24 protein-coding genes are annotated in these 21575 nt (G+C 71.5%); 15 read left to right on the top strand and 9 right to left on the bottom strand.

Features of this window, described 5'->3' with window-relative positions; translation table 11 throughout:
- Window positions 1-38: 38 nt before the first annotated feature.
- Window positions 39-488, top strand: coding sequence for a hypothetical protein (locus ABD347_RS23295; protein ID WP_344364569.1), 450 nt, complete (start codon window positions 39-41; stop codon window positions 486-488).
- Here ABD347_RS23295 and ABD347_RS23290 read toward each other — a convergent pair.
- Window positions 457-1146 carry a FadR/GntR family transcriptional regulator gene (locus ABD347_RS23290; protein WP_344364567.1) on the bottom strand — a complete coding sequence of 230 codons (690 nt, stop codon included), beginning with the start codon at window positions 1144-1146 and terminating at the stop codon, window positions 457-459. The two genes, ABD347_RS23295 and ABD347_RS23290, sit on opposite strands and share 32 nt — an antisense overlap.
- A gap of 77 nt (window positions 1147-1223) precedes the next feature.
- Here ABD347_RS23290 and ABD347_RS23285 point away from each other — a divergent pair, with 77 nt between their 5' ends.
- The 4 genes from ABD347_RS23285 (at window position 1224) to ABD347_RS23270 (ending at window position 3715) form a co-directional block, all read left to right on the top strand.
- Window positions 1224-2639, top strand: coding sequence for a CynX/NimT family MFS transporter (locus ABD347_RS23285; protein WP_344364564.1), 1416 nt, complete (start codon window positions 1224-1226; stop codon window positions 2637-2639).
- 17 nt (window positions 2640-2656) lie between these two features.
- Window positions 2657-2776 (top strand): SGM_5486 family transporter-associated protein, encoded by a 120-nt coding sequence (locus ABD347_RS23280; protein ID WP_344364562.1) that lies wholly within the window; start codon window positions 2657-2659, stop codon window positions 2774-2776.
- 145 nt (window positions 2777-2921) lie between these two features.
- A complete protein-coding gene (locus tag ABD347_RS23275) occupies window positions 2922-3137 on the top strand; it encodes a hypothetical protein (RefSeq protein ID WP_344364560.1) in 216 nt (71 codons plus the stop codon).
- Window positions 3138-3196: 59 nt separating this feature from the next.
- Window positions 3197-3715, top strand: coding sequence for a SixA phosphatase family protein (locus ABD347_RS23270; RefSeq protein ID WP_344364557.1), 519 nt, complete (start codon window positions 3197-3199; stop codon window positions 3713-3715).
- 99 nt (window positions 3716-3814) lie between these two features.
- Here the strand turns inward: ABD347_RS23270 and serB are convergent, their stop codons facing one another.
- Entirely contained in the window at window positions 3815-5050 is a 1236-nt protein-coding gene (serB, locus tag ABD347_RS23265; RefSeq protein WP_344364554.1) for a phosphoserine phosphatase SerB, read from the bottom strand.
- An 815-nt stretch (window positions 5051-5865) separates the two neighbouring features.
- On the opposite strand from serB, the gene ABD347_RS23260 reads away from it, so the two are divergent.
- Window positions 5866-8508, top strand: a complete 2643-nt coding sequence (locus tag ABD347_RS23260) for an ABC transporter ATP-binding protein/permease (protein WP_344364552.1) — start codon at window positions 5866-5868, stop codon at window positions 8506-8508.
- Between the two features lie 91 nt (window positions 8509-8599).
- On the opposite strand, the gene ABD347_RS23255 is transcribed toward ABD347_RS23260, so the two are convergent.
- The 3 genes from ABD347_RS23255 to ABD347_RS23245 all read right to left on the bottom strand — a co-directional run bounded on the left by ABD347_RS23255 (window position 8600) and on the right by ABD347_RS23245 (window position 11418).
- Window positions 8600-9343, bottom strand: a complete 744-nt coding sequence (locus tag ABD347_RS23255; RefSeq protein ID WP_344364549.1) for a transglycosylase SLT domain-containing protein — start codon at window positions 9341-9343, stop codon at window positions 8600-8602.
- Between the two features lie 276 nt (window positions 9344-9619).
- Window positions 9620-10708 carry an S-adenosylmethionine:tRNA ribosyltransferase-isomerase gene (locus ABD347_RS23250; RefSeq protein ID WP_344365013.1) on the bottom strand — a complete coding sequence of 363 codons (1089 nt, stop codon included), beginning with the start codon at window positions 10706-10708 and terminating at the stop codon, window positions 9620-9622.
- 8 nt (window positions 10709-10716) lie between these two features.
- Entirely contained in the window at window positions 10717-11418 is a 702-nt protein-coding gene (locus tag ABD347_RS23245; protein WP_344364546.1) for an SDR family NAD(P)-dependent oxidoreductase, read from the bottom strand.
- 196 nt (window positions 11419-11614) lie between these two features.
- Between ABD347_RS23245 and ABD347_RS23240 the strand changes: the two genes are divergently transcribed.
- The 3 genes from ABD347_RS23240 to ABD347_RS23230 all read left to right on the top strand — a co-directional run bounded on the left by ABD347_RS23240 (window position 11615) and on the right by ABD347_RS23230 (window position 13945).
- A complete protein-coding gene (locus tag ABD347_RS23240; RefSeq protein WP_344364544.1) occupies window positions 11615-12772 on the top strand; it encodes a GAF domain-containing sensor histidine kinase in 1158 nt (385 codons plus the stop codon).
- Window positions 12765-13427 carry a response regulator gene (locus tag ABD347_RS23235; RefSeq protein WP_425575746.1) on the top strand — a complete coding sequence of 221 codons (663 nt, stop codon included), beginning with the start codon at window positions 12765-12767 and terminating at the stop codon, window positions 13425-13427. The genes ABD347_RS23240 and ABD347_RS23235 overlap by 8 nt, the downstream gene beginning before the upstream one ends.
- A 272-nt stretch (window positions 13428-13699) precedes the next feature.
- A complete protein-coding gene (locus tag ABD347_RS23230) occupies window positions 13700-13945 on the top strand; it encodes a chaplin (protein WP_344365008.1) in 246 nt (81 codons plus the stop codon).
- A 181-nt stretch (window positions 13946-14126) separates the two neighbouring features.
- On the opposite strand, the gene ABD347_RS23225 is transcribed toward ABD347_RS23230, so the two are convergent.
- Window positions 14127-14933 carry a hypothetical protein gene (locus ABD347_RS23225; RefSeq protein WP_344364542.1) on the bottom strand — a complete coding sequence of 269 codons (807 nt, stop codon included), beginning with the start codon at window positions 14931-14933 and terminating at the stop codon, window positions 14127-14129.
- A gap of 179 nt (window positions 14934-15112) precedes the next feature.
- Between ABD347_RS23225 and ABD347_RS23220 the strand changes: the two genes are divergently transcribed.
- The 4 genes from ABD347_RS23220 (at window position 15113) to ABD347_RS23205 (ending at window position 18392) form a co-directional block, all read left to right on the top strand.
- Window positions 15113-15904 (top strand): ABC transporter ATP-binding protein, encoded by a 792-nt coding sequence (locus ABD347_RS23220; protein WP_344364539.1) that lies wholly within the window; start codon window positions 15113-15115, stop codon window positions 15902-15904.
- 119 nt (window positions 15905-16023) lie between these two features.
- Window positions 16024-16452 carry an NfeD family protein gene (locus tag ABD347_RS23215; protein ID WP_344364537.1) on the top strand — a complete coding sequence of 143 codons (429 nt, stop codon included), beginning with the start codon at window positions 16024-16026 and terminating at the stop codon, window positions 16450-16452.
- A 139-nt stretch (window positions 16453-16591) separates the two neighbouring features.
- Entirely contained in the window at window positions 16592-17545 is a 954-nt protein-coding gene (locus tag ABD347_RS23210; protein ID WP_344364534.1) for an SPFH domain-containing protein, read from the top strand.
- A gap of 76 nt (window positions 17546-17621) precedes the next feature.
- Entirely contained in the window at window positions 17622-18392 is a 771-nt protein-coding gene (locus ABD347_RS23205) for a sulfite exporter TauE/SafE family protein (RefSeq protein WP_344364532.1), read from the top strand.
- 148 nt (window positions 18393-18540) lie between these two features.
- Here the strand turns inward: ABD347_RS23205 and ABD347_RS23200 are convergent, their stop codons facing one another.
- The 3 genes from ABD347_RS23200 to ABD347_RS23190 form a co-directional block, all read right to left on the bottom strand.
- A complete protein-coding gene (locus ABD347_RS23200; RefSeq protein ID WP_344364529.1) occupies window positions 18541-19047 on the bottom strand; it encodes an HNH endonuclease in 507 nt (168 codons plus the stop codon).
- A 166-nt stretch (window positions 19048-19213) separates the two neighbouring features.
- Window positions 19214-19750 carry a YbhB/YbcL family Raf kinase inhibitor-like protein gene (locus ABD347_RS23195; RefSeq protein ID WP_344365006.1) on the bottom strand — a complete coding sequence of 179 codons (537 nt, stop codon included), beginning with the start codon at window positions 19748-19750 and terminating at the stop codon, window positions 19214-19216.
- A 50-nt stretch (window positions 19751-19800) separates the two neighbouring features.
- Window positions 19801-20583: a sporulation protein gene (locus tag ABD347_RS23190; protein WP_344364527.1), complete on the bottom strand. Its 783-nt coding sequence runs from the start codon at window positions 20581-20583 to the stop codon at window positions 19801-19803.
- A gap of 85 nt (window positions 20584-20668) precedes the next feature.
- Here ABD347_RS23190 and ABD347_RS23185 point away from each other — a divergent pair, with 85 nt between their 5' ends.
- Window positions 20669-21310, top strand: a complete 642-nt coding sequence (locus ABD347_RS23185) for a DNA-3-methyladenine glycosylase (RefSeq protein WP_344364525.1) — start codon at window positions 20669-20671, stop codon at window positions 21308-21310.
- A 21-nt stretch (window positions 21311-21331) separates the two neighbouring features.
- Window positions 21332-21575: hypothetical protein (locus ABD347_RS23180; protein ID WP_344364523.1), on the top strand; the 244-nt coding region annotated here is incomplete at its 3' end.

The raw sequence follows: 21575 nt of genomic DNA, 5'->3' as shown, positions 1-21575 counted from the left end.
TTGTCCGTGGCTCGTGGAGTTCGGGGTGGAGGTGGGCTGTGCGTACCAGGCACCAGGCGGAACACCAGACGAAGCACCAGACGAAGCACCAAGCGGAGTACCAGGCGGAGCGCGAGGCGGCGTACGGGTGGAAGCCCGGCGCGCTGCGCCGGGCGAGGCGCCGGCAGGCGGTGGCCCTGTCCGCCACCGCCGTCCTGCTGTCGGGGATCGCGCTCGCCGCTCACACCCACGCCGCCGAGAAGGACGTGTACGTCGCCTCCTGCCGTACGTCGGTAGAGGGCTCCCGCGTCACCGCGTACTGCCACAACCCCAACCCCGGCACGGACCGCGTCCAGCTGCACGTCGAGTGCGCCCGGTGGTGGGACATCGACTCCGACAGCGCGCCCGTCGAAGTGGGCCCCACGGCCTACGCGGAGCTGACCCAGCGCTGCTGGAAGGAGGTCCGCGAGGCCTGGATCAGTCACCAGCCGGTGCCCGATCGCCGCTGAGGCACGCGAACGGGTAGCCGGCCGCCTCCGAGGCCGCCGCACCGGCGTCACCGGCCCTGATGGCCTCCACCAGCCGCGCGTGGTCCAGGTGGTTCTCCGGCCGCAGGTCCTGGCCCACGTCGTCGCGCAGCCAGTCCCGCAGCAGATGCCCCAGGTCGGCGTAGAGCTCGGACATGACCTCGTTGTGCGAGGCGGCGACCACCGCGAGGTGGAAGGTCGCGTCGGCCGCCACGAACCGCTCCGCGTCGCCTGCCTGCCAGGCCTCCTCACGCCGGGCGAGGAGGGCGTCCAGCTGCCCCATGTCCCGCTCCGTTCGCCGCTGCGCGGCCAGCCGGGCGGCCGAGGACTCCAGCGTGGAGCGCAGTTCGGCGATGTGCCGGGGGTCGGCGGCCGCGAACCGCCGGTGCATCACGCCGGCCAGTTCGCTGGTCGCGACGACGTAGGTGCCGGAGCCCTGGCGGATGTCCAGCAGACCGTTGTGGGCGAGTGCCCTGACCGCTTCACGGACGGTGTTGCGGGCGACGCCCAGCTGCTCGACCAGCTCGGGCTCGGTGGGGATCCGGGAGCCGACCGGCCACTCGCCCGAGGTGATCTGGTTCCGTAGCTCGGCGATCACCTGGTCGGAGAGCGCGGATCGGCGGGGAGAGCTGAGCGCCATGGTGCTCCTTGGCTCCTGGGATAGACCCTCTAAAGAGGATTGGACAGCCAATCATCCCATGATTCTATGATGGATCCATGTCCGACGAGCCGCAGACCCATGCCCAGACGCACACGAGGGCCCGTCCCCCGGCGCCTGCCCCCGGCGGAGCCGCTCCCCAACACACGGCCACGGCGTGGTTCCCCCGCCTCCTGATCGTCGGGCTCGTCCTCGCCGCGCTCAACCTCCGCCCCGCCATCACCAGCCTCGGCGCCCTCCTGGAGGAGGTGCGGACGGGTCTGCACATGAGCGGTGGCGTCGCCGGCGTCCTCACCTCCGTACCGCCCCTCTGCTTCGCCGTCTTCGGCATCACCGCCCCCCGGCTCGCCCATCGCTTCGGCCCCGGCGCCATCGTGTTCGCCGGTATGGCGGCCATCACGGCCGGCCTGGCCATCCGCCCCTTCGCCGGCGGCACGATCGCGTTCCTGGCCGCCAGCGCCCTCGCCCTGATGGGCATCGCCGTCAGCAACGTCCTGATGCCGGTGATCGTCAAGCGGTACTTCCCCGACCGCGTCGGCACCATGACGGGCCTGTACTCGATGGCCCTCGCCCTCGGCACCTCCCTCGCGGCCGCCGCGACCGTCCCCCTCACGGACACGCTCGGCGGCAGCTGGCGCGCCGGCCTGGCCGTATGGGCGGTCCTGGGAGCCCTCGCCGTGGTGGCCTGGTTCCCGCTCGTCCGCCGCGGGGGCGGCGCCGGCGCCGGCGCTGTCACCGTGACGAGCGAGGGCCGTGGTCCGGGTACGAACACGGGCGCGGGTGCGGACCCGGACGCGGGTGCGCGTGCGGGTACGGACCCGGGCGCGGCCACCGGCACGGGTGCGCGGAGCGCCGCGGGCCCCGCCGACCGCGCCGGGAACGCGGAGGCCCCCGTCCCGCGGATCACCCGCAGCCGCACGGCCTGGGCGCTCGGCTGCTTCTTCGGGCTCCAGGCCACCGGCGCGTACATCACCATGGGCTGGATGCCGCAGATCTTCCGGGACGCGGGGGTCTCCGCCGGCACCGCCGGTGTGCTGCTCGCCGTGACCATGGTGATGGGCGTGCCGCTGGCCTTCGTCATCCCCCGGCTCGCCACCCGTATGAAGAACCAGGGCCCCATCGTGGTCGTCCTCGGCCTGTGCGGGATGAGCGGGTACGCCGGTCTCCACTTCGCCCCGGCGGCCGGGGCCTGGGCCTGGGCGCTCCTGCTCGGCGTCTCCAACTGCGCCTTCCCGCTCGCCCTCACCATGATCGGCATGCGCTCCCGGACCGGGGGCGGCGTCGTCAGGCTCTCCGCCTTCGCCCAGAGCGTCGGCTACCTCATCTCCATCCCCGGACCGACCCTGGTGGGCACCCTCTACGAGCACAGCGGCGGCTGGGGCGCCCCCCTCGCGCTGATGGCGGGACTGATGGTGCCGCAGGTGATCGTGGGGATCGTCGCCGGACGGGACCGGACGATCGAGGACGAGGGCTGAGGTGCGAGACTAGGGCCATGCAGCCTGTGCTCGACCCGAATCCGCAGAACGGTCAGAAGAAGCTCCTCCTCGTGTTCGGCACGATGCTGGCGATCGGCGTGATCATCGGCATCATCGCGACCATCGCCTCGCCGTGACCCGGGACGGTGGGGCTGGCCCCACCATCCCCTAGGGGGCCAGGGTCAGGGTCGAGTGGGTGGACTGCCGGATGGGCCGGGCAGCCCATGATCCGTAGCGTGGGGGCCACCTCGACCTCGGCACCACGGACCCACGGAGGCGGCCATGTCGGCCCGTACGTACCAGCGGACGCGCGCCACCACCGGTGGCACCGGCGGCACTGCCGCCACCCGGCTCCCGTGGTGGGCCGTGACCCTGCCCGTGCTCGCCTTCGCGGTCCTCTTCGGGCTGATAACCGGGGGCGGTGAGGCGCACGCGACGGACGGCGACCCGGCGGTCGGCCGGATCATCGAGCGGATCCAGCACACACTCGCTCGGTAGGCGGGCGAGCTGGTCAACACCCACCGCCCCATGGCGTGTTTCATGCGAAGCTGGGGAGCATGAGCGTCGATACACCCCGCAGGATCGTGCTACTCCGGCATGCGAAGGCCGACTGGCCCCAGGTGTCCGACCACGAGCGCCCGCTCGCGGAGCGAGGCCGCAAGGACGCCCCCGTGGCCGGCCGGCGGCTCGCCGAAACCGGCATCACCTTCGATCTGGCCCTGTGCTCGACCGCGGCCAGGACCCGCGAGACATGGAAGCTGGCGGTGCACGAATTGCCGCAGCGGCCCAGGACCGTGTACGAGGAGCGGCTCTACGAAGCCTCACCCGGGGAGATCATCGCGCTGCTCAACGAAACCCCCGAGGACGTGAACGACCTTCTCGTCATCGGGCACAACCCCGGCATGCACGCCGTCGCCGACGCCCTCGCCGGCCAGGCGGACGGGGACACCGTGGCGCGGATGAACCGGGGCGGCTTCCCGACCTCCGCCTTCGCCGTCATCGGCTTCAGCGGCTCCTGGAAGTCCGTGGAGCACGGCGTGGGCACCCTGCTCAGCTACTGGGCGCCCCACGACTAGGCCTTCCGGCCCGTACGTACACCCATCGGGAAGGCCCGGACACCGCGAGGTGCCCGGGCCTTCCCGATGTGCGGCCCTGTCGGACCTGTTGTGAGGGGCTCACTCGGCCGGCCGGCCGGACCCGGTCGGCCGGCCCTGGTCGGCGTCCGCCGCCTCGACCTCTTCACGGGTGATGCCCAGCAGGTACAGCACGGTGTCCAGGAACGGCACGCTGACGGCCGTGTGCGCCGCCCTGCGCACCACCGGCTTGGCGTTGAAGGCCACGCCGAGACCGGCTGTGTTCAGCATGTCCAGGTCGTTGGCGCCATCGCCGATCGCCACCGTCTGCGCGAGCGGTACGCCGGCCTCGGCGGCGAACCGGCGGAGCAACCGGGCCTTGCCGGCCCGGTCGACGACCTCGCCGGTGACCCGACCGGTCAGCTTGCCGTCGACGATCTCCAGCGTGTTGGCCGACGCGAAGTCCAGCCCGAGCCGCACCTTCAGGTCGTCCGTGACCTGCGTGAACCCGCCCGACACCACACCGACCTGGTAACCGAGCCGCTTGAGCGTACGGATCAGGGTGCGCGCCCCGGAGGTCAGCCTGACCTCGGCCCGCACCTTGTCCACGACCGACTCGTCCAGCCCGGCGAGCAGCGCCACGCGCGCGTGCAGGGACTGCTCGAAGTCCAGCTCGCCGCGCATCGCCCGCGCCGTCACCTCCGCGACCTGCTCCTCGCAGCCCGCGTGCGCCGCGAAGAGCTCGATCACCTCGTCCTGGATGAGCGTCGAGTCCACATCCATGACGACCAGCCGCTGCGCCCTGCGGTGCAGACCCGCCGACACCACCGCCACGTCCACGCCGATCTCGTGGGCCTGCCGGGCCAGCGCGGTGCGCAGGGGCGCCGTCTCCGCACCCGACACCGCGAACTCCACGGCCGTCACCGGGTACTTCGCCAGCCGGAAGATACGGTCGATGTTGCCGCCCGTCCCGGTGATCGTGGCCGCTATGGCCGCGGTGTTCTCGGCCGTCAGCGGATGACCGAGGACCGTGACGTGCGAGCGCCCGGACCCGCGAGGCCGGTTGTCACCCGTACCGGAGATGATCTCCGCCTGGAGCCCGAGGGACTCGGTCCAGCTGTGCACGGTGGCTCGCAGCTCCCCCTCGCTGCTCACGGTCGGCTTTGTGACGAGCGCGCACAGAACGATGCGGCCACGGGTCACGACCTGCTCGATGTCGATCACGTCAACGGAGAAGGCGGCCAGGGTGTCGAACAGCCCGGCCGTGATCCCCGGGCGGTCCTTCCCGAAGATCTTGACAAGAAGGGTGGGGATGTCAGAGGTCTGCGATGCGCTCATGGTCCCCCCACCGTATCGGCCCCCACGCGGTCGGGCGCGCCCCGTCCCGAGTAACGGACACCGACCCGTCCCCGGGGCGCCCCGGACCGCCGCCCCGCGCCCCGTACGGGCGGGCCCGGCCGTACGGCAGCCCCACCGCCACCGCGCCCCGACCCGAGACCCCGCGGCCGCCCGTCCGGCGAGTGGAACGGGCGCCGCCCCCTCCACTCGCCGGCGGGGTCCACGACCGCCACGGCACCCACGACCGCCACGCACCCGTACCCGCCCGCCACCACTGCTGCCCGCCGCCACGGCCGCTACGGCTCCTCGGTTCGCCGCGCCGCCCGGGCCGCACCCGGACACCCCACCCCGTGGCGTCACCGAAACGCCCACGCCCAGAGCCACCACGATTCGCCTCGTCGCACGAGCGGCCTCGCCCCGTCCGCCTCCAACGGGGTCGGTACGCGAACCGCGACGCCCGCCAGGGCCACCGTCAGCCGGCCCACGGTGGCGATCGAGGCCAGGATCACACCACCCCGCAGGATCCGCCCACCACTGCCGTCCCCGTACACAAGGACCCGAAGGACTCACGATTCGTACCGAGTCACGCTGGTCGAGCCGGATTCATGCCCAAACGCGGGTACTTGGCGCTCTCCGGTCGCATTTCACCCGGGCCGACGGCTCGCGGACGCAGGGTGCCGGAGGGCCTGCGCGCTCTCTTCACACTGCCCGACTTTCGATTCGGGCACCGGGCCTGAAATAGTTCCCCCCGATGTTCGCCATCCCTAGACTCCCTGCGACGGGGGGAACTCGGGGGACAAGTAGTGGGGCATGGAGTGCCGGAACTCGTACTGGAATTGAACGGAAGGACCTGGACTCTCGATCCGTCCAGGTCGTACACCCTCGGACGTGATCCGCAGGGCGACCTGGTGATCGACGACGCAAGGGTCTCGTGGCGACACGCCACGGTCAGCTGGAACGGCCGCAGTTGGGTCGTGGAGGACCACGGCTCCACCAACGGCACCTATGTGCAGGGCCAGCGGATCCACCAGGTGGAGATAGGCCCCGGCTCCGCCGTGCACCTCGGCAACGCGACCGACGGCCCGCGGGTGAGCCTGACCGACGCAGCGGCCGGAGCGGGGGCGTACAGCGCCCAGGCCGCCGCCGCTCCCCAGGCCCAAGCCCCTCAGGCCGCCGCCCACCAGAGCCCGCCGCAGCAGGCCTGGCAGCAGCAGGCCCCGGCCGCCGCGCCGCACCAGCAGCAGCCGCACCAGCAGGGCTGGCCCCAGCAGCAGCCCCAGCCCCAGCAGCCCCACCAGGCGCACCCCCCGGCCCAGGCACACGCCCCGGCCCAGCCGCACGTCCCGCACCAGCAGCCCGGCCCCGCCGGCCACCCCGGCCCCGTCGAGCAGCTCGCGCAGAAGGTCCCGGGCCAGGGCGGCAGCGCCCCGATGGCCGTGCCGGTCCACGGCGAACGCAGCCCCACCACCTTCCACCAGCTGGCACTGGGCCGCGTCATGCGCATCGGCCGTGCGCTCGAGAACGAGCTGGTCGTCTCCGACCTCCAGGTCTCGCGCCACCACGCCGAGTTCCACGCGACGCCCGACGGCCGCTTCGAGATCCGTGACCTCGGCTCGCACAACGGCACGTACGTCAATGGCCAGCCGCTCGCCAAGTCGGGCTCCGCCCTCATCGGCCCGAGCGACATCGTCGGCGTCGGTCACTCGACGTTCCGGCTGGTCGGCGACCGGCTCGAGGAGTTCGTCGACACCGGTGAGGTCTCCTTCTCGGCCCGTCACCTCACCGTCACGGTGGACGGCGGCAAGCAGATCCTCAAGGACGTCTCGTTCGGCGTCCCGGAGAAGTCGCTCGTCGCGGTCATCGGCCCGTCCGGTTCGGGCAAGTCGACGCTGCTCAAGGCGCTCACCGGTTACCGCCCCGCCAACCAGGGCGACGTCCTCTACGACAACCGGAACCTGTACAAGCAGTTCGCCGAGCTCCGTCAGCGCATCGGTCTGGTCCCGCAGGACGACATCCTGCACAAGGAGCTGACCGTCCGCACCGCGCTCAAGTACGCCGCGAAGCTCCGCTTCCCCGCGGACACCACCCCGCAGGAGCGCGAGGCGCGGATCGACGAGGTCTTGCGCGAGCTGAAGCTCGACATCCACAAGACCAAGAAGATCACCGCCCTCTCCGGCGGCCAGCGCAAGCGCGTATCCGTGGCGCTGGAGCTGCTGACCAAGCCGTCGCTGATCTTCCTGGACGAGCCCACCTCGGGCCTCGACCCGGGCATGGACCGCGACGTCATGCAGCTGCTGCGCGGCCTGGCCGACGACGGCCGCACGGTCCTCGTCGTGACCCACTCCGTGGCCGAGCTGGCGCTCTGCGACAAGCTGCTGGTGATGGCGCCCGGCGGCTCGGTGGCGTACTTCGGTCCGCCGGAGGAGGCGCTGAACTTCTTCGGCTACGAGACCTGGGCCGACGTCTTCTCCGCCTTCGAGAACTACCGCGACTACGACTGGGCGGGCCGCTGGAAGGGCTCGCAGCACTACCAGATGTACGCCGCGGACATCGACGCCGTCGCCCCGCAGTCGGTGGAGATGCCGTCGGCCCAGTCGATGCGTCCGCCCAAGCCGCAGAGCTGGGGCGCGCAGCTGTGGACCCTGATCCGCCGCTATGTGTCCGTCATCGCCTCCGACCGGGGCTTCCTGGCCCTGATGGTGATACTCCCGGCCGTCCTGGGCGTGGTCTCCACGCTGATCAGCTCGGAGTACGGGCTCACGCCGAGCCCCCGCGGCCCGAACGGCAGCGCGGCGACGATCCTGCTGATCCTGGCCGTCGGCGCCTGCTTCGCCGGCGCCGCCAACTCCGTACGAGAACTGATCAAGGAACGGGTCATCTACGAACGGGAACGGGCCACGGGCCTGTCGCGTTCGGCGTACCTCATGTCGAAGGTGATCGTCCTCGGGGTGATCACGGTCATCCAGGGTGCGATCATCGGCGGCATCGGCTTCGGCATGCGTGAGGTGCCGGACGAGGGCCTGCTCTTCGGCTCCTCCCTGGTGCGGCTGGAACTGAGCCTGCCGATCATGGCGCTCGGCTTCACCTCCATGATGTTCGGCCTGATCATCTCCTCGCTGGTGAAGACCGCCGAGAAGACCATGCCGCTGCTCGTGATGTTCGCGATCATCCAGGTCGTCTTCACCGGCTGTCTGTTCACCCTGCACGGCCAGGTCGGCGTCAACGAGTTCTCGTACCTGATGCCGTCCCGCTGGGCCGTCGCCGCCGCCGGCACCACCGCGCAGCTGAACGTGCTGTTCCCCAACCAGGACGACCCCACCGAGACGGACCCCCTGTGGGATCACGAGGTGGCCCAGTGGCTGGTCGACATGGGCGCGCTCCTGGCACTCGGCGCCATCTGCGGCGTGATCGTGGCGCGCCTGCTGCGCCGCCACGAGCCGGAGGTCATGCGCAAGTAGGATGCGTGGAGGCACCCCGCCTAAGGGCGGCGCACACGCCGAAGGGCGGCACCCCGCGCGGGGTGCCGCCCTTCGGCGTGGGAGAACCGGCTCAGTAGGCGCTGTTCACGTTGTCCATGGAGCCGTACCGGTCAGCCGCGTAGTTGCAGGCGGCGACGATGTTGGCGACCGGGTCCCACTGGCTCTTCTTGGTCCCGGGGACGTGGTACGCGTCGAAGGTCGGCTTGATGACCTGCAGCAGGCCGATCGACGGGACGCCGTTGATCGCGTTGATGTCCCAGTTGTTGATCGCGTTCGGGTTGCCGCTGGACTCCCGCATGATGTTGCGGTGGATGCCCTCGTAGGAGCCCGGGATGTCGTGCTTCTTCATGATGTGGAGCGCCTCGCGGATCCAGCCGTCGAGGTTGTCGGCGAACACCGGCTTACGGGCGGCGGCGCGGCTGGCGGCGGCCTTGGCGGCGGCACGCTTCTCCGCGGCGGCCTCGGCCTTCGCCTTGGCTGCGGCGGCCGCCTTCGCCTTCGCGGCGGCCTGGGCCTTCGCCTTGGCGGCAGCGGCGGCCTTGGCCTTCGCGGCGGCATCGGCCTTGGCCTTCAGCTCGATGGTGGTCTGCTGCTCGGTGATGCCGAGGTGCAGCGGCTTGTTCTGCGCGCTGGTGAGCGCGACCGGAGCTGCGGCGACGGCGACGGCCTGCGGCTCCGTCTCGGCGGCGGCGTCGTTGCCCGGAACGACGGAGAACGCGAGCGCGGCGGCGCTCAGCGTGGCAATGCCGGCGAGGGAAAGCTTCTGGTTCTTCTTGAGACGGCTGAAGCCGGGGCGGGTGCTGGACGCGGACATGCAGTCGTACCTCTTCGAATCGCGGGACGTCGCAAGGCCAGGGCGGCGCTTCGCCTGCTCGGCGGGCGACGGATGCAATTCTTAGCGGCAGCAAAATCCTGGGGCAAAGGTGTGACGTACGAAGCCGGATAGTGGATCAGCGGGTGCGGACGAGCGCCACCGCACCCGCCACGCACCCGCTCCACCAGCACTCATCTCACGCTTATCAGCTCCACTAGCCACCTTCGTAAGTGACCTGCGTCCTATGCGCGGGCTCACATCGGGCACGTAACGGTCTCACCGTCTGTTGCACGTGCGATGCGCTCGGTGAGGGGCCTCCTCCGGGAGGAGGAGATGCACGTCGCCGAACTCGTGCCAGAGGTAGCGCCGTCTCAGCGCCTCGGCGTACGCACGCCCCAGCGCCTCCCGTCCCGCCACCGCCTCCAGCATCAGCAGGTGCGACGCCTCCGGCTCGTGCAGCCCGGTCAGCAGGCCCTCCACGACGCGCACCCCGCGCCGGGGCGTCACCACCAGGTCCGTCCAGCCCGCCGCCGGGCGCACCACCCCGTCGTCCCCGGCCGCCGACTCCAGCGCCCGCACCGCCGTCGTCCCCACCGCCACGATCCGCCCGCCCCCCGCGCGGGCCGCACCCACCAGCCACGCGGTCGCCTCCGGCACCTCGAAACGCTCCGGGTACGGCGGCTCGTGCGCCTCCGCCGACGCCACCCCCGTGTGCAGCGTCACCGGCGCGAACTGCACGCCCCGGCTCACCAGCTCGGCCACCATGCCCGCCGTGAAGGGCCGCGCCGCGCTCGGCATCTCCGCCGAACCCGCACCGTCCCCGCAGGTCCGCGCGAAAACCGTCTGGTACGCGGCCGGCGGCTGGTCCCGCTCCGTGTAGCCGTACCGGATGGGGCGCCCGTACTCCGCCAGCAGCCCCGGCACCCCCACCGACACCGAGGCCCACCACAACCGTCCCGCCCCCGGCGGACCGGCCGCCAGCGGCTCCTCCAGCACCAGTTGCGCCCCGCCCGGCAGCCGCACCACGGCACCCGCCGGCCCACCGGGCCGCGGCCGCGTACTGCCCCGGCCGTCCGGGTTTCGCAGCTCCACCGACCACCGGCCGTCGTCCCCCCGCGTGGAGAAGTGCACGACGACCACACCGCCACCGTCACCGCCGAGCCGTCCGGTCACCGCCGCGGCCAGCGTCGGCGAGGTGTTCACCACCAGCACGTCGCCCGCCCGCAGCAGCCCGGGCAACTCCCGGAACGCGTGGTGCGACACCGCGACCCCGCGCGACACCATCAGCCGTACGTCGTCCCGCCCCGAGCCCCGCTCCTCCGCCGGCACCCGCGCGGACAGCTCCTCCGGCACCCGCAGGGCCATCGACACGCTCACGCCTCCACCCCCAGCAGCTCCGGCGCCGCGTACCGCCCGCTCGCCGGCCGCTCCGCCAGCAGCCGCAGGAAGCCCGGCACCACCGACTCAGGGAGGGGACGCCCGGAGTCGTCGTCCACGGGGACGGCGGCCTGGTACAGATCCGTCCGCATGTCGCCCGGGTCGACCGCCCACACCCGCAGGCCCGGTTCCTCCACGGCAAGCACCGCCGCCAGGTGGTCCAGCGCCGCCTTCGACGCCCCGTACCCGCCCCACGTCTCGTACGCCTCCGCGGCCGCGTCCGAGCTGACCGCGATCACCGTCCCGGCGGCGCTCGCCCGCAGCAGAGGCAGCGCCTCCTGTACGAGGCCGAGGGCGGCCACCACATTCGTCTCCAGCGCCGCCCGCAACCCGGCCGGCGGCAGCGCCTCCAACCGCACGAGCGGCTCGGCCCCCAGCGCGCTCGCATTGCTCACCAGCAGGTCCAGCCCGCCCAGCTCCCGCGCGCCCGCCACCAGCGCCGCCCGGTGCCACGCGTCCGTGACGTCCCCGGGCAGCGCCACCACCCGCGTCCCGTACGCCCGCGCCTCGCGCGCGCTCTCCTCCAGTACGGAGGCGGTCCTGGCGTCCAGCACCAGATCCCACCCCTGCCGGGCGAGCGCGACGGCCAGCGCCCGCCCCAGCCCCTTCGAAGCACCCGTGATGATCGCGACAGCCATGACACCCATCCCCTGAAACGTGAGAAGTCGAGTACCGGAGGAGAACCGGTGTCCTCAGCCTGGGACCGGCCCCCCGGCGCCCGCCTCGGCCATGGGCCCGTACCCGCCCGGGGACTTCGGCCTAGGCCCTCCGTCCCGGCCGGACGCCGTCCCCGGTCCGATACGGACTGTCACTCCCCGCCGGTAACGTGAACGCATGACCGATCGACCGCCCGGCTCCGGCCTCGCCGCCGTCAGCACCGCCCTGCTCGCGATGAGCAGGCACCTGGAGGTCCGCGACGTCCTGAAGACGATCGTCGCCTCCGCCCGCGAGCTGCTCGACGCCGAGTACGCGGCCCTGGGCGTCCCCGACGACCACGGAGGGTTCGCCCAGTTCGTGGTGGACGGCGTCAGCGAGGAGCAGTGGAAGGCGATCGGCCCGCTGCCGCGCCAGCACGGCATCCTGGCGGCGATGCTCCACGAGGCGAAGCCCGAGCGCCTCGCCGACGTCCGCAAGGACCCCCGCTTCGAGGGCTGGCCGTCCGCCCACCCCGACATGTCCGACTTCCTGGGTCTGCCGATCCGGGACGGCGACGAGACGATCGGCGCCCTGTTCCTCGCGAACAAGCGCTGCCCCGGAGGCTCCGCTCCCGAGGGCGGCTGCGGATTCACCGAGGACGACGAGGAACTGCTCGGCATCCTCGCCCAGCACGCCGCGATAGCCCTCACCAACGCCCGGCTGTACGAGCGCAGCCGGGAGCTCACCATCGCCGAGGAGCGCTCCAGGCTCGCCCACGAGCTGCACGACGCGGTCAGCCAGAAGCTCTTCTCGCTGCGGCTCACCGCCCAGGCGGCCGCCGCCCTCGTCGACCGCGACCCGGCCCGCGCCAAGGACGAGCTCCAGCAGGTCGCCGTGCTCGCCGCCGAGGCCGCGGACGAGCTGCGTGCCGCGGTTGTGGAGCTGCGCCCCGCCGCGCTGGACGAGGACGGCCTGGTCCACACCCTCCGTGCCCAGATACAGGTCCTGGACCGCGCCCACGCCGCTCACGTCACCTTCGACAGCTCCGGCGTGCGCGCCCTGCCCGCCGCCCAGGAGGAAGCCGTGCTCCGGGTCGCCCAGGAGGCGCTGCACAACGCCCTGCGGCACTCCGGTGCCGACCGGGTCGCCGTGTCCCTCGTGCGGCACGGCCAGGGCGCGCTGCTCAGCGTCACCGACGACGGCAGGGGTTTCGACCCGCGCTCGGTACGACGGGCGGGCCGCCACCTCGGCCTCGTCTCGATGCGGGACCGGTCGAGCGGCGTCGGCGGCAGGCTCACCGTCCAGTCCGCGCCCGGCAAGGGCACCACGATCGAGATGGAGGTCCCCGGTGGCTGAGACCGTGCCCGACCGGAAGAGCGGGATCCGCGTCCTGCTGGTCGACGACCACCAGGTGGTCCGCCGTGGCCTGCGCACCTTCCTGGAGGTCCAGGACGACATCGAGGTCGTGGGGGAGGCGGGCGACGGAGTCGAGGGTGTGGAGCGCGCCGAGGAGCTGCGCCCCGACGTGGTCCTCATGGACGTCAAGATGCCCGGGATGGACGGCATCGAGGCCCTGCGCAAGCTCCACGAGCTGGCCAACCCCGCGAAGGTGCTGATCGTCACCAGCTTCACCGAGCAGCGCACGGTGATCCCCGCGCTGCGGGCGGGCGCGTCGGGGTACGTGTACAAGGACGTCGACCCGGAAGCGCTGGCCGGCGCCATCCGCTCCGTGCACGCGGGCCATGTCCTGCTCCAGCCGGAAGCGGCGATGGCGCTCCTCTCGCAGGAGGAGGCGAACGGCGGCACGGGCCGGGGCGGCACCCTCACCGAGCGCGAGCGGGAGGTGCTCGGCCTGATCGCGGACGGCCGCTCCAACCGGGAGATCGCCCGAGCGCTGGTCCTCTCCGAGAAGACCGTCAAGACGCACGTCTCCAACATCCTGATGAAGCTGGACCTCGCCGACCGCACCCAGGCCGCGCTGTGGGCGGTCCGCCACGGACTGACGGACTGACGGACTGACGGACTGACGGACTGACGGACTGACGGCCACCGGTCTGACCGGCTGTCCGCCCGCCTCCGGCGGGACCGGCCTCCGGCGGGACCGGCCGAGCACCGGCCCGGCCGGGCGAGGATCCGGGGGGTCAACCCGAGGCCCCTCGCCGGTACGAGATTCATACTGTCGGGTGTATGTCACCCACTCGGCGCAACCCGGGCGCCGCGCGGGCGTTCTCCATGGCGTGCCGCGGTGATCGCCGCGGCGGTAGTCAACGGAGGATGTTCGAAGTGAAGAACCTGAAGAAGGCCGCAGCCGTCACCATGGTCGCCGGCGGGCTCGTGGCCGCCGCCGCGGGTGCCGCGTCCGCCACCAGCGGTGCCCACGCGGACGGCGCGGCCATCGGTTCGCCCGGCGTCGGCTCCGGCAACCTGGTGCAGGCCCCGGTCCACGTCCCGGTGAACGTCTCGGGCAACAGCGTCAACGTGATCGGTCTCCTGAACCCGGCCTTCGGCAACACCGCGGTCAACCACTGACGACCGGACGACCGGCCCCGGCCCCCAGCCCCACCTGGGGGCCGTCCCCATGTCCGGCGTCGTCCGGCGGCGGCCCGCATACCGCGGCACCCGCCCGGAGCCGAAGACACGTCGCGGGACGGGCCCGTCACCCCGTCCGCCCCCGGCGAGGCACCGACCGACCCCGCCCCTCACCCCGCCGTCACCCCCGCTCGCGCTGCCGCTGCTCCACCCACGCGTTGAACGCCGCCACCTGCGCGCGCCTCGCCACCCGCTCCACCGGCCGCAGCGCCTCCGCCCGGGCCGCCATCTCCGACGCGCTCACCGCCCCGCCGGGCGCGCCCCCGGTCCCGTACGCGGGCGAGTACGCCAGCGAGATCAGCAGCCCCACCCGCTGGGCCAGCTCCAGCACCCGCACCGCCCGCGGCGGATACCCGGGCGACAGCACCTCGCGCCCGGCCTCCGCCCGCGCCCGGTACGCGTCCAGCGCCGCCTCGGCCACCGGTCCCGACGCCGCCACGTCCAGCCGTGTCAGCACCACCGTCGCCTCGCGCAGCGCCTCCGCCAGCTCCCGTTCCGCCTCCCCGAGCGACGGCACGTCCGCCGGAGGCGCCTCCCGCACCGGCTGGCAGTGCCAGACCACCTCCACACGCACATCGCCGTCCGGCCCCGCCTCGCACACCTCCGGTACGAGGCCGAAAGGCGCCCCGTACCCGACGACCGCCTCCTCCGCCTCCAGCGCCCGGGCGTTGAACTCCGGCGGCCCGCTCAGCCCCAGCGGGTGCCCGGGCGCCGGCAGCGCCACCCGCCATCCCGCGACCCCGAGCGCCCGCAGCCTGCCCAGCGCCAGCGTGAGGCCGACCGGCCCCTCCTCGCCGGGGAGCCCCTCCACCCGGTGCACCGTGTCGTCCCCGACGATCGCGAGCACGGCCTCATCCGGCGACACCAACCCGGCCAGCAGGGAGTTCCCCCATGCGGCCAACCGTCCTGAACGTGGTTCCGAAAGCATCCCCCCACCCTAGGCACTGTCTCCCCGGCCCAGGCACTCTCTTCCGACCTGCCCCGGAAGGACCAAAGGAGACCTAGGGAACGGGTCACGCCACCAGTGGCGTAGGTTTTCCCCTGGGAGCTTCGCCCACAGGCGCAAGCGACGACGAGACTCGACCGCATAGGGGAGACAACGCGCTCATGAGCGATGTACTGGAGCTGGTGGACGTATCCGTGGTCCGCGACGGACGCGCTCTGGTGGAAGACGTCTCCTGGTCGGTCAAGGAGGGCGAGCGCTGGGCCATCCTCGGCCCCAACGGCGCCGGCAAGACCACCCTCCTCAACGTCGCCTCCAGCTACCTCTTCCCGAGTTCCGGCACCGCCCGCGTCCTGGGCGAGCAGCTCGGCAAGGTCGACGTCTTCGACCTCCGCCCGCGCATCGGCATGGCCGGTATCGCCATGGCGGAGAAGCTGCCCAAGCGGCAGACGGTGCTCCAGACCGTCCTCACCGCCGCGTACGGCATGACGGCGACCTGGCACGAGAACTACGACGCCGTCGACGAGGACCGCGCCCGCGCCTTCCTCGACCGCCTCGGGATGACCGAGTACCTGGACCGCACGTTCGGCACCCTCTCCGAGGGCGAGCGCAAGCGCACCCTGATCGCCCGCGCCATGATGACCGACCCAGAGCTGCTGCTCCTCGACGAGCCGGCCGCCGGCCTCGACCTCGGCGGCCGCGAGGACCTGGTGCGCCGCCTCGGCCGCCTCGCCCGCGACGCGTACGCCCCTTCCATGATCATGGTCACCCACCATGTCGAGGAGATCCCGCCCGGCTTCACCCACGTCCTGATGATCCGTCAGGGCAAGGTGCTCGCCGCCGGACCGGTGGAGATGGAGCTGACCTCCCGCAACCTCTCCCACTGCTTCGGCCTGCCGCTCGTCGTCGACCGCGTCGGCGACCGCTACACCGCACAGGGCCTGCCCCTGTCGTAGGCGCTGCCACAGCCGGGCACCACAGCGGCGCACCGCACCGCACCGAGCCGCACCCGCGCACCGCACCCGTACCCACCGCGCCCTGTCCGTGACCCGGCCCCCGGTCCTACCATGACCACGTGGACATCGACGCATGGGTCTGGTGGTTGATCGGCGCGGTGGGACTCGGCATCCCCCTCGTACTGACCGCGATGCCGGAATTCGGAATGCTGTCCGTAGGAGCGATCGCCGGGGCCGTCACCGCGGCTCTCGGCTTCGGCGTGGTCGCCCAAGTGGTGGTCTTCGCCGCCGTCTCCGTCGCACTCATCGCGGTGGTACGCCCCATCGCCGCCCGCCACCGCGAGGGACGGCCACAACACGCCACCAACGTCGACGCCTTGATGGGCCGCCAAGCCGTCGTGCTCGAACGCGTCGACGGCAGCGGTGGCCGTATCAAGCTGTCCGGTGAGGTCTGGTCCGCCCGGGCCCTCGACGCCGACCAGGTCTTCGAACCGGGCCGCCAGGTCGACGTGGTCGAGATCGACGGAGCGACCGCCGTAGTGATGTGATGGGGCATCAGGCGCGACAACCTGGTCAACTCCCACCGAACGGCGCACGCACGGCCCCGCCGTCTGCGAAACTCGATCATCGAACCAACCGGCAACGAACCGGCAGACAACCGGCAGCGAAGGGCACGGGGAACACACGATGCCATCAGTCATCATCGTCCTGGTCATCCTGGTGGTGCTCGTCTTCATCGCCCTGATCAAGACGATCCAGGTCATCCCGCAGGCCAGCGCCGCCATCGTCGAGCGCTTCGGTCGCTACACCCGCACCCTCAACGCGGGACTGAACATCGTGGTCCCGTTCATCGACTCGATCCGCAACCGGATCGACCTGCGTGAGCAGGTCGTCCCCTTCCCGCCCCAACCGGTGATCACCCAGGACAACCTGGTCGTGAACATCGACACCGTCATCTACTACCAGGTGACCGACGCCCGCGCCGCGACCTACGAGGTCGCCAGCTACATCCAGGCCATCGAGCAGCTCACCGTCACCACCCTTCGCAACATCATCGGTGGCATGGACCTGGAGCGCACCCTCACCTCCCGCGAGGAGATCAACGCCGCCCTCCGCGGTGTCCTCGACGAGGCCACCGGCAAGTGGGGCATCCGCGTCAACCGCGTCGAGCTCAAGGCCATCGAGCCCCCGACCTCCATCCAGGACTCGATGGAGAAGCAGATGCGCGCCGACCGCGACAAGCGCGCCGCGATCCTCACCGCCGAAGGCATCCGGCAGTCCCAGATCCTCACCGCCGAGGGTGAGAAGCAGTCCGCCATCCTCCGCGCCGAAGGTGAGGCCAAGGCCGCCGCCCTGCGCGCCGAGGGCGAGGCCCAGGCCGTCCGCACCGTCTTCGAAGCCATCCACGCCGGTGACCCCGACCAGAAGCTGCTGTCCTACCAGTACCTCCAGATGCTCCCGAAGATCGCCGAAGGCGACGCCAACAAGCTCTGGATCGTGCCCAGTGAGATCGGCGACGCCCTCAAGGGCCTCTCCGGCGCCTTCGGCAACCTCGGCGGCGGCGCCCCCGGCTTCAACACCGGCGACACCGGCAAGGAGCGCCCCCCGGCACAGCGCCGCGGAGAGCCCCCGGTCGACTGACGCGCCACCCCTTCGTGCATGATCAGTGCATTAAGCACCGATCCCGTAAGCACTGATCCTGCACGAGGGGCACACCGTGACGACCTGGGAGATGCTCGCCGTCCTCGCCGCAGGCATCGGCGCCGGCACGATCAACACCATCGTGGGATCGGGAACGCTGATCACCTTCCCGGTCCTGGTCGCCACCGGCCTCCCACCGGTCACCGCCACCGTCTCCAACGCCCTCGGCCTGATCCCCGGCTCCATCAGCGGCGCCATCGGCTACCGCGCCGAACTCACCGGCCAGCGCCGTCGCATCCTGCGCCTGAGCCTCGCCGCCGCCACCGGGGGACTCTGCGGAGCCATACTGCTCCTCCTCCTGCCCGCCACCGCCTTCGAGACCATCGTCCCGGCCCTGGTCGCCCTCGCCCTGGTCCTGGTCCTCCTGCAACCCCGCATCTCCAGGGCCGTCCAACGCCGCCGCGAACGCCGAGGCAACCCCGGCCGCCCCGACGGCGGCCCGCTCCTCTTCGCCGGACTCCTCCTCGCCAGCGTCTACGGCGGCTACTTCACCGCCGCCCAGGGGATCATCTACCTCTCCCTCATGGGCATGCTGATCAACGACACCCTGCAGCGCCTCAACGCCACCAAGAACGTGCTCGCGGCCGTCGTCAACACCATCGCCGCGCTCTTCTTCCTCTTCGCCGCCCACTTCGACTGGACGGCGGTGCTGCTCATCGCGATCGGCTCCACCATCGGCGGTCAGATCGGCGCCAAGGTCGGCCGCCGCCTCCCACCGGCCGCCCTGCGCAGGGTGATCATCGTCGTCGGTATCCTCGCGATCATCCAACTCACCACCAGGGGATGACGCGACGACCCGGTCCGGCGCCCCACACGGCGAAAGCCCGCCCTCGGCCGGACGACGCCTCGCCTGACGACGAGACAGCCGCACGGCGAGGCGGCCTGACGACGAGACGACGAGACGGGCCTCATGGGCACGGATCACCCGCAGCGGCTCACGCGGCCACCGAGGACAGCCAGTCGGGCAAACCCGCCCGGTCCCGCGCGGCGAGCGCCAGCAGCATCGCGTCGGCCGGCGACGGTATGAACGGCTCGTGCAGCAGCGGCATCCCCGCCTGCTCCGGCGTACGGTCCGCCTTGCGGTGATTGTCCTCCGCGCAGGACGCCACCGTGTTCAGCCAGGTGTCCCCGCCCCCCTGCGCCCGCGGAACCACGTGGTCCACGGTCGTCGCGCGCCTTCCGCAGTACGCGCACCTGTGCTGGTCCCGCACCAGCACACCCCGCCTCGACCACGGGGCCTGTCTTCGGAACGGCACCCTGACGTACCTGCAGAGCCTGATCACCCGCGGCACCGGAAGTTCCACGGCGGCCGCACGCATACGCAGACGGGGATGCTCCTGCTCGACAACGGCCTTGTCCTGAAGCACGAGCACCACCGCACGGTTGAGCGTCACCGTCGACAGCGGCTCGAAGCTCGCGTTGAGGACCAGCGTCTCCCGCATCCTGCCCACCTCCCGTATGCCTGCCCCGCCCTTGGTGGCGGGCCTGGGGCTGGGAACCAACTCTGGCCGGGCGCGCCGGGTTGGACAACGCAATATCCGTGCGCAACGAAAGATGCCCGCTCCTGGTCTCTCCAAGACCAGGAGCGGGCAAACAAAAAGCGAACGCTCAGCGCTCCGCGGGTTCGGCGTAGTGCCCGACCAACTGAGCACGCGCCAGCGTGTGGAACCGGAGGTTGAATCCGACCACGGCGGGGGAGGCGTCCGCGTCCGGACCGAGCTTCTCGGTGTCCACCGCGTACACGGTGAAGACGTAACGGTGATCCTCGCCCGCCGGCGGCGCCGCACCACCGAAGTCGTTCGACCCGTAGTCGTTACGGACGTGCACCGCCCCTTCCGGCAGCCCCTCGAACTTCCCGCTGCCCGCACCCGCCGGCAGCTCGGTCACCGACGCGGGGATGTCGAACAGCACCCAGTGCCAGAACCCGCTCCCCGTCGGCGCGTCCGGGTCGAAGCACGTCACGGCGAAACTCTTCGTCTCCGCCGGGAAACCCTCCCACCACAACTGCGGTGAGGTGTTCCCCTTCGCGTAGACCTGCTCGTCCGCCAGCACGGCCCCCGGCGCGATGTCGTCGCTCACCACGGTGAACGACGGCACCTGCGGATGGAAGTCGTGAGGGAGCGGCGCCCGCTTCTCCCTGTCCACGGTCACGTCAGAACCTCCGTTTCGCTGTTCCTCGCTGGTCCCTGCCGAGCCTAGAGCCAGTTGCGACGTCCACCCACATCGGCGAGCCACTGGTTGAGGTAGGCGGCCCAGTCGGTGCCCTGGAAGTCGTTCAGCCCCACCGTGAACGCCCGGTACGAGTCGCTGCCCTCACTGAACAACCCCGGCTTCTTGTCCATCTCCAGGACGACGTCCATCTCCCCCTCGTCCGCGATGAACGTCAGCTCCACCTGGTGCAGCCCCCGGTACTGCTGCGGCGGCAGGAACTCGATCTCCTGGTAGAGGGGCAGCTTCTGCCGCGTCCCGCGAATGTGCCCGCGCTCCATGTCCGCGTTCTTGAAGCGGAAGCCCAGCTGGATGAAGGCGTCCAGGATCGCCTGCTGCGCCGGCAGCGGATGCACGTTGATCGCGTCCAGGTCGCTGGAGTCCACCGCCCGCGCGATCTCCAGCTCGGTCGACACCCCGATGTCCATGCCGCGCAGATGCTGTCCCGCGATGGTCGTGACCGGCGTCTCCCACGGGATGTCGAGACCGAACGGCACCACGTGCACCGCCCCGGCCTTCACCTCGAAGGCCCCACCGAGCCGCACCTTGATGAACTCGATGTCCTGCTTGACCTCCTGGTCACCACCCTCGACCTCGACCCGCGCCTGCAGACCGACGGACAGCCCCTCGATCCGCTGATCCACCGACCCGCCCTGGATGCGCACCTCGCCCTGGACGACACCACCGGGCACCACGTTCGCCTCGGTGAGCACCGTCTCGACCGACGCGCCCCCGGCCCCCAGGCTCGCGAGCAGCTTCTTGAACCCCATGTTCACTCCTTTTCGGATCCTGACCCCATATACATACGCGCATACGCGGAAGGACCGCGGCCGGTTCCCAGTACGCTCGTACGACATGATCGAGAGCACCGACCGTACGCCGCTGCCGCGGAACTTCTTCGACCGCCCCGTACTGGAGGTCGCCCCGGACCTGCTGGGCCGCACCCTCGTGCGGCACACGGACGACGGTCCCATCGAGCTGCGCCTCACCGAGGTGGAGGCGTACGCGGGTGAAGCCGACCCGGGCTCCCACGCCTACCGCGGCCGCACCCCCCGCAACGCCGTCATGTTCGGACCCCCCGGTCACGCGTACGTGTACTTCACCTACGGCATGTGGCACTGCCTGAACCTGGTGTGCGGGCCCGACGGGTTCGCGAGCGGTGTTCTGCTGCGCGCCGGTGAGATCCGAGTCGGGCAGGAGCTCGCCCGCAAACGCCGGCTTTCGGCCAGGTACGACAAGGAACTGGCCAAGGGACCGGCACGCCTCGCCACCGCCCTGGACGTCGACCGCACCCTGGACGGCACCGACGCCTGCGGCGGTCCCGACTCCCCTCTCTCCGTCCTCACCGGTACCCCGGCCCGCCCCGACCAGGTCCTCAGCGGCCCCCGCACCGGCGTGGGCGGCGACGGGGCCACCCACCCCTGGCGCTTCTGGATCGACGGCGACCCCACGGTGAGCCCGTACCGGGCCCACGCACCGCGCCGTAGGAGGGGTTGACTTGGGGCGCCGGACCGCCTAATGTCTACCGAGCTGCAAGAGCTGGGCCTGCCGTTCGAGGCACCCCAGGGGCAGCCAACCACCACCCAAGATCGATCTCCCCAAAAGGGTTTCGGCTTTCGGCATGTCCGGAATGAAATCCAGCGGCTCGATTATGAGCCGCAGAGGAAATGGTCTAAAGTGGTGGAGCGCCGAAAGGCAGAGGCCCTCCAACGGCCACCGGAAACAGAATCCGAACCGGAAACGGAACGGGAAAAGGATCTGG

The organism is Streptomyces gobitricini, from assembly GCF_039532985.1.
Taxonomy (GTDB): Bacteria; Actinomycetota; Actinomycetes; order Streptomycetales; family Streptomycetaceae; genus Streptomyces; species Streptomyces gobitricini.
Note: the sequence above shows the minus strand (reverse complement) of the source record. Positions and strands in the feature narration are given on the sequence as shown.

Coding starts and splice junctions, on each gene's coding strand:
- ABD347_RS23220 (WP_344364539.1), top strand. CDS start 15,113: ATGAGCGATGTACTGGAGCTGGTGGACGTATCCGTGGTCCGCGACGGA.
- ABD347_RS23250 (WP_344365013.1), bottom strand. CDS start 10,708: ATGGCCCTGCGGGTGCCGGAGGAGCTGTCCGCGCGGGTGCCGGCGGAG.
- ABD347_RS23225 (WP_344364542.1), bottom strand. CDS start 14,933: ATGCTTTCGGAACCACGTTCAGGACGGTTGGCCGCATGGGGGAACTCC.
- ABD347_RS23210 (WP_344364534.1), top strand. CDS start 16,592: ATGCCATCAGTCATCATCGTCCTGGTCATCCTGGTGGTGCTCGTCTTC.
- ABD347_RS23270 (WP_344364557.1), top strand. CDS start 3,197: ATGAGCGTCGATACACCCCGCAGGATCGTGCTACTCCGGCATGCGAAG.
- ABD347_RS23200 (WP_344364529.1), bottom strand. CDS start 19,047: ATGCGGGAGACGCTGGTCCTCAACGCGAGCTTCGAGCCGCTGTCGACG.
- ABD347_RS23190 (WP_344364527.1), bottom strand. CDS start 20,583: ATGGGGTTCAAGAAGCTGCTCGCGAGCCTGGGGGCCGGGGGCGCGTCG.
- ABD347_RS23280 (WP_344364562.1), top strand. CDS start 2,657: ATGCAGCCTGTGCTCGACCCGAATCCGCAGAACGGTCAGAAGAAGCTC.
- ABD347_RS23255 (WP_344364549.1), bottom strand. CDS start 9,343: ATGTCCGCGTCCAGCACCCGCCCCGGCTTCAGCCGTCTCAAGAAGAAC.
- ABD347_RS23275 (WP_344364560.1), top strand. CDS start 2,922: ATGTCGGCCCGTACGTACCAGCGGACGCGCGCCACCACCGGTGGCACC.
- ABD347_RS23185 (WP_344364525.1), top strand. CDS start 20,669: ATGATCGAGAGCACCGACCGTACGCCGCTGCCGCGGAACTTCTTCGAC.
- ABD347_RS23285 (WP_344364564.1), top strand. CDS start 1,224: ATGTCCGACGAGCCGCAGACCCATGCCCAGACGCACACGAGGGCCCGT.
- ABD347_RS23290 (WP_344364567.1), bottom strand. CDS start 1,146: ATGGCGCTCAGCTCTCCCCGCCGATCCGCGCTCTCCGACCAGGTGATC.
- ABD347_RS23240 (WP_344364544.1), top strand. CDS start 11,615: ATGACCGATCGACCGCCCGGCTCCGGCCTCGCCGCCGTCAGCACCGCC.
- serB (WP_344364554.1), bottom strand. CDS start 5,050: ATGAGCGCATCGCAGACCTCTGACATCCCCACCCTTCTTGTCAAGATC.
- ABD347_RS23245 (WP_344364546.1), bottom strand. CDS start 11,418: ATGGCTGTCGCGATCATCACGGGTGCTTCGAAGGGGCTGGGGCGGGCG.